Source organism: Gammaproteobacteria bacterium (assembly GCA_011375345.1).
In the GTDB taxonomy this organism is placed as follows: Bacteria; Pseudomonadota; Gammaproteobacteria; order DRLM01; family DRLM01; genus DRLM01.
In genome coordinates, this window is sequence record DRLM01000095.1 from 1 (window position 1) to 12,636 (window position 12,636).

The 12,636-nt window shown below is 63.3% G+C and carries 11 protein-coding genes; 6 read left to right on the forward strand and 5 right to left on the reverse strand.

Annotated elements, in window-relative coordinates; all coding sequences use genetic code 11:
- The 5 genes from ENJ19_07190 to rsmA all read left to right on the forward strand — a co-directional run.
- Positions 1-515: LPS-assembly protein LptD (locus ENJ19_07190; protein ID HHM05512.1), on the forward strand; the 515-nt coding region annotated here is incomplete at its 5' end.
- A 34-nt stretch (positions 516-549) separates the two neighbouring features.
- Positions 550-1,842 carry a molecular chaperone SurA gene (locus ENJ19_07195; GenBank protein HHM05513.1) on the forward strand — a complete coding sequence of 431 codons (1,293 nt, stop codon included), beginning with the start codon at positions 550-552 and terminating at the stop codon, positions 1,840-1,842.
- 95 nt (positions 1,843-1,937) lie between these two features.
- Positions 1,938-2,300, forward strand: coding sequence for a response regulator (locus ENJ19_07200; protein HHM05514.1), 363 nt, complete (start codon positions 1,938-1,940; stop codon positions 2,298-2,300).
- A 116-nt stretch (positions 2,301-2,416) separates the two neighbouring features.
- Positions 2,417-3,424, forward strand: coding sequence for a 4-hydroxythreonine-4-phosphate dehydrogenase PdxA (pdxA, locus tag ENJ19_07205; protein ID HHM05515.1), 1,008 nt, complete (start codon positions 2,417-2,419; stop codon positions 3,422-3,424).
- 1 nt (position 3,425) lies between these two features.
- Positions 3,426-4,217 (forward strand): 16S rRNA (adenine(1518)-N(6)/adenine(1519)-N(6))-dimethyltransferase RsmA, encoded by a 792-nt coding sequence (gene rsmA, locus ENJ19_07210; GenBank protein ID HHM05516.1) that lies wholly within the window; start codon positions 3,426-3,428, stop codon positions 4,215-4,217.
- A gap of 197 nt (positions 4,218-4,414) precedes the next feature.
- On the opposite strand, the gene ENJ19_07215 is transcribed toward rsmA, so the two are convergent.
- The 5 genes from ENJ19_07215 to ENJ19_07235 all read right to left on the reverse strand — a co-directional run bounded on the left by ENJ19_07215 (position 4,415) and on the right by ENJ19_07235 (position 9,225).
- On the reverse strand, positions 4,415-5,593 hold the full coding sequence (locus ENJ19_07215; protein ID HHM05517.1) for a hypothetical protein: 1,179 nt from the start codon (positions 5,591-5,593) through the stop codon (positions 4,415-4,417).
- 437 nt (positions 5,594-6,030) lie between these two features.
- On the reverse strand, positions 6,031-7,080 hold the full coding sequence (locus ENJ19_07220; protein HHM05518.1) for a hypothetical protein: 1,050 nt from the start codon (positions 7,078-7,080) through the stop codon (positions 6,031-6,033).
- Entirely contained in the window at positions 7,077-7,580 is a 504-nt protein-coding gene (locus ENJ19_07225) for a hypothetical protein (GenBank protein ID HHM05519.1), read from the reverse strand. The genes ENJ19_07220 and ENJ19_07225 overlap by 4 nt, the downstream gene beginning before the upstream one ends.
- Positions 7,581-7,788: 208 nt before the next feature.
- Entirely contained in the window at positions 7,789-8,367 is a 579-nt protein-coding gene (locus ENJ19_07230) for a polyisoprenoid-binding protein (protein HHM05520.1), read from the reverse strand.
- A gap of 18 nt (positions 8,368-8,385) precedes the next feature.
- Positions 8,386-9,225 carry a hypothetical protein gene (locus ENJ19_07235; protein HHM05521.1) on the reverse strand — a complete coding sequence of 280 codons (840 nt, stop codon included), beginning with the start codon at positions 9,223-9,225 and terminating at the stop codon, positions 8,386-8,388.
- 781 nt (positions 9,226-10,006) lie between these two features.
- On the opposite strand from ENJ19_07235, the gene ENJ19_07240 reads away from it, so the two are divergent.
- A complete protein-coding gene (locus ENJ19_07240) occupies positions 10,007-12,451 on the forward strand; it encodes an EAL domain-containing protein (GenBank protein ID HHM05522.1) in 2,445 nt (814 codons plus the stop codon).
- Positions 12,452-12,636: the final 185 nt, after the last annotated feature.

The following is a 12,636-nucleotide window of genomic DNA, read 5'->3' on the forward strand; positions in this document are numbered from 1 at the left end:
AACTCAGTGGCACCCTCCCGGAAACCCGCCGCGCCTCGGACTACATCGGCGAGTTGGACATCCGTCCCGCCAAATCCTGGTACCTCAGGGCCGACCTGCAGTGGAGCCCAGAAATCGATCGCACCGAGCGGGCCAGTTTGCAGTTCCACTACCAAAACGGACCCAAACGCATCTTCAACGCCGCCTACCGCTTTCGCCGGAACTCGCTGCTGCAAACCGATGTCTCCGTGCTGTGGCCGCTGCGGCGCCATTGGCAAATCGTCGGCCGCTGGAACTACTCGCTGCATGACCACCGGCCCCTGGAAACCTTGGCCGGGATTCAATACGAAAGCTGTTGCTGGGTGGTGCGCGTAACCAGCCGGCGCTATTTGGTGGGGACCAGCGGCGGGCCCGATGATGAGCGGGACAGCAACCGCTCCCTCTATTTGCAACTGGAGCTGAAGGGGCTGGGCACCATCGGCAACTCCATAGAGAGCATTTTGGAACGTGGTATTCTTGGTTACCGTTCGCCCTGATTTATTGCAGAGACCCGTCTTTATGCGCTTTTTGATGCCCCTGTTCGCCGCCGCGGTGACCCTCGGTTTGTTTTCCCCCTCTTCCAGTGCCGCCACCCGCTTCACCCTGGAGCGCATCGTGGCCGTGGTGAACGACGATGTCATCACCCGCACTGAGTTGGAAGAGCGGGTGAGGATCATTCGTCAGCAACTCATGGATCGCCGCACGCCCATGCCGCCGGACGCCATTCTCAAACGCCAGGTGCTGGAGCGCATGATCATCGCCAGCCTTGAGTTGCAGCTGGCGGCCAAGGTCGGCATCCGCGTGGACGATGTGATGCTGAACCGGGCGCTCAAGCAGATTGCCGCCCAAAACAATCTGACCCTGGCCCGCTTCCGCGAAGTGCTGGAGGAAGACGGTTTCGACTTCGCCCAGTTCCGGGAAGACATCCGCAAGGAACTGATCACCAACCGTTTGCGTCAGCGCCAGGTGCGGGACCGGACCACGGTCACCGAGCAGGAAATCGACACCTTCCTCGCCAACCAGCGGGCCCAGGGCAAAGGGAACGAAGAATACCACCTGGGCCACATCCTCATCGCCGTGCCGGAAACCGCCGATGCCGACACCTTGCGCGCCGCCCGCGCAAAGGCCGAGGCCGTGGTGGCCGGACTGCGCGCCGGCGCCGATTTCGAGCGCATGGCCATCACCCGCTCCGACGGCCGGCAGGCACTGGAAGGCGGTGACCTGGGCTGGCGCAAGGCGGCGGAAATTCCCAGCCTGTTCGTAGAACCCCTGGACCGCATGGCCCCGGGCGATATCAGCGACCCCATCCGCAGCCCCAGCGGCTATCACATCATCAAGCTGCTGGACCGCCGCACCAGCGAGCGGCACCTGGTCACCCAGACGCTGGCGCGGCATATCCTGATCCGCCCCAGCGAGCTGCACCCGGAAGCAGAAGTCGAAATGGAACTCAGCCGTTTGCGGGAACGCATTCTGGCGGGGGAGGATTTCGGCGCCCTGGCCAGGGAGTATTCACAAGACCCCAAGTCCGCCGCCGAGGACGGTTCTTTGGGCTGGGTGAAACCCGGAGACCTGGTGCCCCCCTTCGAGGCGGCGATGAACCGCATCGCCGAGGGAGAGATCAGCCCGCCGTTTCAGACCAATTTCGGCTGGCACATCGTCCAGGTGGAGCAACGGCGCCGCATTGATGACACAGACCGGTTCATCCGCCAGCAAGCGCGCCGGCAAATCCTGGAGCGCAAAGTGGAGGAGGCCACCGAGGCGTGGCTGCACCGTTTACGTGATGAGGCCTATGTGGAAAACCGCCTGGACAGCGCGCCGTCATAGCTCCCTTGTTTTTTCGCTAAAGCGCGGCGGCGCTGCGCCCGATATGCTCACGACCCTGTCGGTCATGATGGCAGCGAGAAACGGGCGGAGGCCTTATGGCAAGGATACTGGCGGTGGATGATTCCAAGATGATCCGGGATCTGGTGAAAGCGGTACTGACCGAACAGGGACACGATGTGTTGTCAGCGGCCGACGGGGTGGAAGCCATGGACATCGCGCGTCACAACACCGTGGACCTGGTGTTGTCCGACGTTCATATGCCCAACATGAGCGGCGTCAGCCTGGTCGCCAAGCTGCGCCGTCTGGCCGGCTATGAGCATGTCCCCATCGTCATGGTGACCACCGACCAGAATGACTACAAGAAGAAAAAGGTTCGGAGTCTCGGGGCCAACGGCTGGTTGCTGAAACCGTTTACCCAGGAGCGCCTGCTCAACGCCGTCAACAAAATGCTGCACTGAGCAACAGATGCACTCAGTCACTTAAACGCAGGGAGGGGGTGGCCCCCGGGATGTCCCAGTCCCGGTTCTTGCCATAAAAAACCAAAATGCGGTGCAAGCTGATATGATTGCCCCGCATGTCCGTGTCTGTCCCTTGTCCCGTTCCCCGCGTGATGGTCACCGCCGGCGAGCCCGCCGGCATCGGTCCTGATCTGTGCCTGCAGCTGGCCCTCAGTCCCAGCGAGGCCGACTGGGCCGTGGTCGCGGACCCGGTTTTGCTGGCGGCGCGGGCCCGGCTGCTGGGCTTGCCTGTGACCCTGGAAACTGTGGCGCCGGACGCCCCGCCCCGCCCCCACCGGCCCGGAACCCTCAAAGTCCTGCCTCTGGCCCTGGAGGCGCCGGTGACGGCGGGCCGGTTGGACCCTGCCAATGCGGGCTATGTGCTCCAAACTCTCCGCACTGCCACCTCGGCCTGTCTGGACGGCACCTTCCATGCTTTGGTCACCGGTCCCGTGCACAAAGGAGTTATCAACGCCGCGGGCATCCCCTTCAGCGGCCACACAGAATACCTTGCCGGGCTGTGCGGTGCCTCCCAGGTGGTGATGATGTTGCTCACCGGGGGCTTGCGCGTGGCCCTGGCCACCACCCACCTGCCCCTGAGGGAGGTGCCGGACGCGATCACTCCAGCGCGCCTGCGGGCGGTGCTGGACGTGTTGCATGGTGACCTCCAGAGGCGCTTCGGTCTCCCTGCGCCCCGCATCTTGGTATGCGGCCTCAATCCTCACGCGGGGGAAGACGGCCATCTGGGCCGGGAAGATGAAGATGTCGTCAAACCCGTGCTGGCAGCACTGCGGGCCGCCGGAATGGATCTGGTGGGGCCGCTGCCGGCGGACACCCTGTTCATTCCGAAGTATCTGGACAGCGCCGATGCGGTGCTGGCCATGTACCACGACCAGGGCCTGCCGGTGCTGAAATTCAAAGGCTTCGGCCGCGCTGTCAACGTCACCCTGGGCCTGCCCGTCATCCGCACCTCGGTGGACCATGGCACGGCCCTGGACCTGGCCGGCGGCGGCCGGGCCGAGCCGGGCAGTTTGCGGGCGGCCCTGGAGCTGGCGATTTCCCTTTGCCGCTCAGGCGGCCGCTGACATGGCCGGCCATCGCCCCCGCAAACGCTTCGGCCAGCATTTTCTCCATGACCCCTGGATTATTCAGCGCATCATCCAGGCCATCAACCCCCGCCCCGGTGAGCGCCTGCTGGAGATAGGCCCCGGCCTGGGCGCCCTGACCGCGCCGCTGCTGGAGGCGGTGGGGCAGTTGGACGTGGTGGAGCTGGACCGGGATGTGATCGCCCCCCTGCAGGTGGCTTGCGCCGGGCGCGGGGTGTTGCGGGTGCACAACGAAGATGTGCTGGCGTTCGATTTTTCCCGCCTCGCCGGGACCGGGCCGCTCAGGGTGGTGGGTAATCTGCCCTACAATATCTCGACCCCGCTGATTTTCCATCTGCTGTCCCAGGCAACGTCCATTCACGACATGCTTTTCATGGTGCAAAAAGAAGTGGCCGGGCGCATGGCGGCCGCTCCGGGCAGCAAAGACTACGGCCGCTTGAGCGTGATGGTGCAGTGGCGTTGTGCAGTGGAAACCCTGTTTGGCGTGAGTCCCGGCGCCTTCCGCCCGCCTCCTAAGGTGGACTCGGCGATGGTGCACCTGATCCCCCACAGCCGGCCTGCGGTCACGGTGGATGACGAATCCCTGTTTGCGGCCTTGGTGGAACAAGCGTTCAAGCAGCGGCGCAAAACACTGAGGAACAGTTTGAAGCAATGGTTATCGGCAGATGACATCGCAGCGGTCGGCGTGGAACCTGCCTGGCGCCCGGAGGTGTTGAGCCTGGCACAGTTCGCCGCCCTGACCACCGCGGCCCACCGCCGCGGCAGCTGTTGACCCGGCCATCTAACGGGCCGTCCTGACCCGTTTGATGGCCAGCCGCGAAATCCGCCCGCCGTTTGCTTGGCGGCATGGCGGGTATTGCGCGGGCTCCCATGGCCTGGCGCCAATGACGGCACCCCCTGTGCCGCGCAACCCGACAATGTAACTGCCGGGCCAATAAGCCCCGCCGGGCCTGCCGGTGTAAAGCCGTGTTACAGGTTTACCGAATATGTCAGCTCAATCCGCCCGTCACATTCCGCATCCGCTGTCATCGTCAGCACGATGTTTTCCGGATCATCCCCGTGGTACTCGCTGCGCTGGCAGAAGCTGCCCGCCCCCTCGCCCAGGCGGCGGACGAACACCCCGTCACGGGGGGTGGTGTCACCGCCCACGTACACCAGGGGGTCGCTGTCGGGCACCTCGATGGTGCTGGCCGTGCCGTCGGGAGCGGTGACCACCAGCATGATGGCATCGGCATCGGCGGGACGATCGGCGATGGTGCGGATATCGTCGCTGCTCTCAAGCGTGCCCCGGGTGTCAAGGGTGAAATACAAATCCACCAGCTGATAGTGGGTCAGCACGCCGTTCACTGTGGTGTCCACATCCTCTCCCGCGACGGTGAAGCGCACCACATTGGGCTGGTCTTCGTCCGAAGTCATGGTGGCGCTGAGCACCCCCGTGCCGCTGACAACATCGCCGCTGGCCATATCGGTGTAAACCGCGTGGTCAATGGTGGCGGTGACGGCCAGCTCCCGGGGGGTGTGCACATCCAGGGTCAGCGCCATGGTGCCGCTGCGGCGGAAACCGCTGCTTTCGCACTCGCCCGCACCGTAGCCCAGCGTGAAATCATCGCCGGCACCGGGGCGGTCGTCACCGTTGTCAGACCAGGTGATGGTGGCGCTGCCGGTATCGCAGAACGCAGAGGTGGGAAGAGGGACGTCTTTTTCCCAGGGGAAGCCGGGATCACCCAGCAACTCGGCCAGCCCGACGAGCACACCCTGCCCGGTGGACGCGGTGCTGCCGCCCCCTGCCACTGCGGCCGATACTGTTGCAGAGCTGGCAGGGCTGGCGGATTCCCCGCCACTGTTTCCGCTGCCGCTGTTTCCGTTGCCGCTGTTGCCCGTATCACCGACCGGGCCCGTTCCCGCGCCCGAATCCACGCCCGTATCACCGACCGCCGGGGTGGGGCCGCCTCCGCCATCGCTGATTTGCGAGCCGGAACCCGAAGACGGGTCGGAGGGGTTTTGTTGCGATTGTTCCGCGGTATCTTGGGAGCCGTCTCCGCTATCCCCGGCGGGGGCGCTGCCGCCGCCACCGCAGGCACTCAACATCAGGCTCAGGGCCATGACGGGCAGGAGCCGAAAACGATCGACAGATGACTGTTCACCCATAGTTATTGCCCTCTCGAAAAACAGGGGATGCCTTTGTGGCGCAGTGAGCAAAAGCGCAATCCCAGGCGGCTTTATTTGGCGGGTGTTACGTCCGTATAACAGCTGCTCACGGTTGATAAGCAAATTTTGTGCCTTTCCTTGGGTCTCTGCTCGGGATGCAGCCTGTCGCCAGAGCGTGTTCTTGCCCAGGGCATGGCGGAGAAATTTGAGCAAATTTCACCCTTGGACGGGACAGCACGGCATGGCCTGAGGAGGGAAAAACCCGGCCGTGAACAGGCGGGCAGGAAAGACCGGGCGCGGCGGCGCCCCGGTTCCGAAAGAACAAAAACTAATTGTTATTCAAGGAAAAATATTATGGTGGCCCGGTTATTGGCTTGCCGCCGGGGTACTTCCCTGTACCGCGAAACGGTGTCTTTGGAAAGGTATCGGCGCACACCTCAGGAAGCGCCGGTCAGATTGTCCCAGGTCGTTGTCAGGGTTTGTTCCACGCTGCCGTCGCACAGCTCGTCCACGTTCAAGATGACCGACGGATTCTGTGGGTCACTGCCACCGGAAAGGGTGCCCTCCACGCAATATTGGGGGGTATTGAAGTGGCTCATTGTAAAACGGCCCGACGTCGGCAGCAGGTGCCGGCCCTGGCTGTCCAGCGCCTTGTCTATGTCACCGGTGAGGGTGCCGAACGCGGTGGTTGTGTTGCTGTCTGTGCGGGCGGACAGGACACGGCTGCCGGGGTCGCCACCGTCGGACACTGACAGGCTGTCATCGCCGCGGTCATCAGTCGCTTTGGAATCATGAGTAACGGCGAAATCCACCCCGTCCAGCACCACCTCAAAGGTGCCGTCGGTGACACGCACCCCGTTGCCGCTCACTGTTGCGGTGTAAACGCCCGGTGCGCCGCTGACGGCCTGGTAGCTCACATTGAGTTTGCCCGTTGTGGTGGACACTTCGCGGCTGTTGCCCTGGGCATCCGGCAGGGTCTTGTGCCTCACCGTGGCCTGCAGGCTGGCATTGAGGCGCTCCGATGTGGGCGTGGTCGACAGGGTGGCGGTGACTTTGCCCACCCGGGTGAGCGTGCCCTTGACCCCATTCACGTCGCAGCGTTTGTCCAGATCATAGTTGATGTCGAAGGCATCCTGGGCGCTGGGCTGCAGGTTCCCGTCAGTGTCAATGGGCGCCAGCAGCGCCAGGCCGGCATCACAAAATTCGGGGCGCAGGAACGCAGCGTCCATGGCAAAACCCGGCAATTCCAGGTTGTGTTTCAGGGCGATGGTGGCATTCAGCACCAAATCCAGCGTATCCAGAGCATTGAGAAGCACAAGGCCGTAAGCACGCTCATAATTGACCGCACCGCTGGTGGAAGCCGGGACCAGGGAGGCATCCGGTGAGCTTGAACTGTCCACCCCGCTGGCCACGATGCTGAGCAGGCCGAAAGCCGCCACGGGTACGCCGCAGGCGGCGCGCAGCAATAGCCGTTTATTATGGTTCACCTGTTGTTCCTCCCCCTCATGAAAACGCCCATCACCCCATAGGCCCCCCCGGCCCCGGCGATGACGGCAATGATGTCCCACCCATCGAAGGTGCCGTGGGAAAAATACGCGGCGGCAGCGTGGGCGAGACGGTGGTCGACGTGGCGCAGATACGGTTCCAAAAGCGCGGCAGCGGCCGGATGCTGGCCCAGCTCAAACAGGATGTTGATCCCGGCCCAAACGCCGCAGGCGGCCAGCAAAGCACGGCGGTGGTGCAGCGCCAGGGTGGCGGCGGTAAGCAGCGGCAGAGCGAAGGCGTGGGCGAAGCTGGGCAGCTGGCCACTCAGCCAGGGCGGCGCGGCAAACAGTTCCAGGCTCCAGCCCGCAGGCACAAAGGCGGCGCTGCCGGCAGGACGGGCGAGCACATACACCAACGCGCCCGCCGCAAGCACGGTGGCACTGAGCAGCAGCAGCGCACCATGAGCGGTGCGGGCGGATTGTGGGCTTTGCTGCGCGATCACAGGATTGTTCTTGTCCGGCCACAGGGAAAGACGTCCCCCCGCGAAGCTTAACCGATCAGGGCAAACAGTGAAAAGCGCGCAAACGTTCCAAGCCGCGTTGGGTGGCTTGGCGCGGTCCGGAAAGCCTGGAGGCCGTTGCAGCGACCGGACGCAAAGACAGGCGACCCGGGCCGGGGCCGGTCCGGGTCGCGCCCCGGAAGCGGCTTTATCAGTCCCGCACTGCTTCCACTTCCAAAAAGAGGTCCATTTCATCACCGATGGCCGGCAGGGCGAAGCTGACACCGAAATCCGAACGTTTGATAGTGGTGGCGGCGTCAAAGCCGCAGACAAATTTTTGTTTTTTGGGATCCATGGGATGAATGCCGCAATGCCAGTGAGTCACCCTCAGGCTTACGGGCTTGCTCACCCCGGTGATGGTGAGCCGGCCGTCGACGGTGCCGGTGCCATCCTGGTTGAGCCGGGCGCCGGTGGATTTAAACGTAATCTCCGGAAACTCCACCACGTTGAGGAAATCCGGCGAACGTAAATGATCGTCGCGTTTTTTCATGCCTGTGTTGACCGAGGCGGCGTCGATGGTGATTGCCACGGAGCCCGTGCCCGTTTCCCGGTCCAAAGTCAGCCTGCCTCCGGTTTTACCGAAGCGGCCGTACATGGTGGAAAAACCCAGGTGGTTGATGCGGAAATTAGGAAAGGTGTGGAAGGGGTCGATGGTGTAGGACTCTTCTGCCGCCATGAGCGACAAGGGCAGCAGGGAAGCCGCAAACAACAAAGCAATACGCATGGTCAAACTCCTTTTTGGTTGAAGTCACAAAGGTGGCGCCCCCGCCGTCTGCCAGGTGAGGAGCACGGCCGCGGCGGCCGCGACGGCGGCCGGCAGGAAAACAGCGAACCCCTGCGCCAGCCGCGGCAGCCACAGCGGCAGCGGCACGCGTACCAGCGCCGGCACCAGCGCCAGCACCGCCAGACTGTACCAGGGCACTTTGGCGAACACCGTAGCGGCAACCCCCAGCAGACCGCAAAGCAGGCCTGCACTCAAGGCCGCCACGGACCCCAGGCGGGCCTCGCGCCCCAACACGCTGATGAGCCACAGCCCCCCGGCGGCAGCCCCCAGCCCCAGGCCCAGCTGACCCAGCAGGGCAGAGGCCCCAAACAGCGCGCAAAGCCCCGTGCCCAGAGCCAGTGCAGCCGCGCCACTGGCCAGGCGCGTGGCTTGCCCGCGCAAGCCTTCGAACGCTGCGGCGCACCAGCCGGCATACAGCGGGGCAGTGAGGGCCAGCATCCAAAACGCTGATCCCCCGCGCCGCTGCAACACCGGCCACAGCATCCACAGCGCCGCTCCCGCGCCGGCGGCAAACAATACCGCAGGCAGCCAGCGGCGGCCGTAGGGATACAGATCGAGCGCCAGCCCCACCGCCGCCGCGCCGAAGCCCAGCAGAATAATCTTGCGGGTGCTGCTCAGCGGTGAGAACTGGAAACCCACGGTCAGCGCGACGGTGACTGCAAAACCGCCAACGAGCGTGATGCCGGCCCAATACCAGGGGGCGCGCTTGAGCAGCAGGCCCGCCGCCAGGGCGGTGAGCAGGGGGGCGATACCGGATTGGAATGCGGGGTCTTGAAGCAGGGGATGGGTCAGCAGTGTGTCCATTTATTGTTGTCCCGGAAGATCTTTGAAAAACCGGGCCAGCTCGTGGCCGCGCGGTTCCCGATTCTGGCCGCCCACGGTGTCAACGGTGAGCCGCGAGCGGGTCGAAGGGTCCCGGCGGCGCACAGTGACGCTGCAGCCATCCGGGTTGGAACGGGACGCGAACCAGGATTTACCCGACAGTTGCATAAAATCCGAGTCTGTCTTCAAAGGAAACGGGTCATATGAGGTTTGAACGACCTGCCACGCGGTTGTTGTTGGACCTCACCAACAAGTGAAGTCCGGAAAATAGCGGAAAAATGCGCGCAAGATGACTTGCGAGCACAAAAAAACGGTCCCTGAGTTGGGAATTGGAGTCGTCAAAACAACCCATAACACCAACGGAGACCGTCTGTATGGAGTGTAGCAAAGCTGGCATTCATCGCAAAACCCATCGCATTCCCGAAATCAAATTCGAAGACCAACGGCTGAGCTCGTTTGCGGGTCTGGTGGAAACGTAGCTGTTCGGCTCACTGGAGCTACTCCGCCTCGGTGGACAGTTCAACACTTTAGGGGATCAGGGGCCGGTCGCGGACCGGGTCCCGGTGGCAGAGGTGACTTACACAAACGGGCGGGGTTTTTACCGTCCCCCCGGCGGGATGCGGGCACTGCACAGCCGTTAAATATCTGCCCGGGCGGGACGTTAAGTAAAGCAAGTCCGGCGACCGCGGTGGCGGCTGTGCGGCCTGTTTTTCTGCTGTGGGGAGCCCTCGTTATCAAGACCTCGCTTGGTATTGGACAACGATTGGTGCTGGGTCACGCCTTGTTGCTGTGCGTGGTCGGCGCCGGGGCTCTGTACGCCTACTACACCACAGACAAGGTGCGGGCCGCGTTCCGGCAAACTACGGAGCAGACCCTGCCTTTGATGGAGCGGCTGAATCTGCTGCGCCTGGCCAGCGTGCGCCTGGCCGCCCGGGCCCATGATGACCTGATGATGCTGCGTTCGGCGGAAGGGACGGTCACTTCTGTTGCCGACATGCTGGCTGCTCAGCGTCAGGCTTTCGAGTCCGCCCTGAGCGATTACAAATCCCTGGCCGCCGAGGCGGCCGGAACCGTGCCGCCAGTGGCGGACCGGATTGAGGAGTCGGGCACGCTGGTGTATCACGGTGCCACCGAGGTTATTTCCCTCAAGCTGGCCGAGGCCCGGCCCGCGGAGATCTTGAACGCTGAAGAACAGCTGGCCGCCCTGGAGACCGCCCTCTTCGCCCGTATTGATGAAGCCGCCACGCAGGCCAGCCGCGACTTGCACCAGGTGGAATGGCGGGCGCGGGAGGCACTGCAGGATTCTCACGAGGCCTTGATTTTTACCGCGCTGCTGCTGGGCAGCGTGGCCTTGCTGATCGGTGGCCTGATGGCCCGTTCCATCGTCCGGCCCATCGCCCGGCTGAGGGAAGCCACCCGCCACATCGCCGACGGCAGGTGGGACGGGCCGGTGGACCTCGGTTGTGTGGGTGAGCTGGCGGAGTTGGGGGAGTCCTTCAACACCATGGTCACGCGCCTGCAAAAAACCACCGGCACGTTGATCACCACCAAGGAATTCCTGGACGATATCATCGCCTCCATGACCGATGCCATGATGGTGACGGACGCCCGGGGTATAATCCGCCGCACCAATCCCGCCGCTTCCGCTATGCTCGGCTACCCCCAAAACGAATTGTTCGGCAAGCCCGTGCAATCGGTCATCGGCGATGTGGAAGTGCCCGATTCGGTCTTGCTGCGGGACCACGAGGTGCTGGTGCGCACCCTGGAGGGGAATTTCATTCCCGTGTCAGTGTCACGGGCGCCGCTCAGGCGCCGGGGCAAGCGGGCGACGGGGTATTTGTACCTGTTGCGGGATATTTCCCAGCGCAAGGAGTCGGAAGAAAACCTTCTCTACATCGCCACCCACGATCTGCTCACCGGCCTGCCCAACCGCACCCTGTTTACCGACCGCCTGCAACAAGGCCTGAGCCGCGCGCCCTGGCACCAGCGGCATGTGGCGGTGTTGCTGTTGGATCTGGACCGTTTCAAGATGATCAACGACACTTTCGGTCACGAAGCGGGGGATCAGCTCATTCAGGAAGTCTCCCAGCGGCTCAGCCAAAAAGTGCGCGGGGGGGATACCGTGGCGCGTTTCGGCGGGGATGAGTTCGCTCTGTTGTTCACCGATTTGGCAGACCGCAACGACGCGATTAAAGTAACCCACAAGCTGATTGAGGCCCTGTCCACGCCCTTTGCCGTTGGTGGCCGGGAACTGGTGGTGACCGGCAGCATGGGCATCAGTGTGTTTCCCGACGACGGTGCGGACGCCATTGCCCTGCTGCGCAACGCCGATACCGCCCTTTACCAGGCCAAAGACCAGGGCAAGAACACTTATCGCTGCTATTCCCCCAGCATGAACGCGCGGGTCGCGGAAGGTCTGGATCTGGAAATCGCCCTGCGCCAGGCCTGGGAGCAACGGGACTTCCAGCTCCACTACCAGCCGCAGGTGGATGCCCTTACTCACCGCATTGTGGGCATCGAGGCCCTGCTGCGCTGGCAGCACCCGGAGAAAGGCGCCGTCTCGCCCATGAGTTTTATTCCGCTGGCCGAAGAAACGGGACTGATTGTGCCGCTCAGCAACTGGGTGCTGGAAACCGCCTGCCGCGAGACCAAACGCTGGCTGGATGCGGGCCATGGCCCCTTGCGGGTGGCGGTGAACGTGTCCCATCGACAGTTTCACCACGGCGATCTGGTCAACACCGTTGAGCGCATTCTGGCCGACACCGGTCTTCCCCCCACGGCCCTGGAGCTGGAACTCACCGAAGGCATCATCATGCACGATGTCAGCCTCGCGGTGGATACACTCACTGCCCTCAAAGCCATGGGGGTGACGCTGGCCATCGACGATTTTGGCACCGGCTATTCTTCCCTGTCCCATTTGAAGCGGTTCCCGCTGGACGCGGTGAAAGTGGACCGCTCCTTTGTGCGTGACATTCCGGACGATCAGGAAGACTCGGCCATCACCGTCGCCATCATCGCCATGGCTCACACCCTGCGTTTGACGGTGGTGGCGGAGGGTGTGGAAGAGCAGGCGCAACTGGACTTTTTGCGCAACCATCAGTGCGATATCATCCAGGGCTACTATTTCAGCAAGCCTCTGCCCCATGCCGCCGTCAGCGAAATGCTGATCCGTTCTCATGCCGGAGGGGCCGTCAGCCAGGCCATGTAGGCGGCCCGTTCCAAGGCGGTGCAATGCTGTCTGCAAGGCACTGACGTCTCCCCATTTTTTTGCGAGGAGCGCTTTAAGGTGTTGAAAATGAGGGAGAAAGGGTGTGGTAGCTAAAGAATCGGAGCTTTCGATGGGGTAAAATGGAAGTGCACACAAGCCATTGAACCCCAAGGAAAACTCCGATG

Coding starts and splice junctions, on each gene's coding strand:
- pdxA (HHM05515.1), top strand. CDS start 2,417: ATGTCCGTGTCTGTCCCTTGTCCCGTTCCCCGCGTGATGGTCACCGCC.
- rsmA (HHM05516.1), top strand. CDS start 3,426: ATGGCCGGCCATCGCCCCCGCAAACGCTTCGGCCAGCATTTTCTCCAT.
- ENJ19_07235 (HHM05521.1), bottom strand. CDS start 9,225: ATGGACACACTGCTGACCCATCCCCTGCTTCAAGACCCCGCATTCCAA.
- ENJ19_07215 (HHM05517.1), bottom strand. CDS start 5,593: ATGGGTGAACAGTCATCTGTCGATCGTTTTCGGCTCCTGCCCGTCATG.
- ENJ19_07195 (HHM05513.1), top strand. CDS start 550: ATGCCCCTGTTCGCCGCCGCGGTGACCCTCGGTTTGTTTTCCCCCTCT.
- ENJ19_07200 (HHM05514.1), top strand. CDS start 1,938: ATGGCAAGGATACTGGCGGTGGATGATTCCAAGATGATCCGGGATCTG.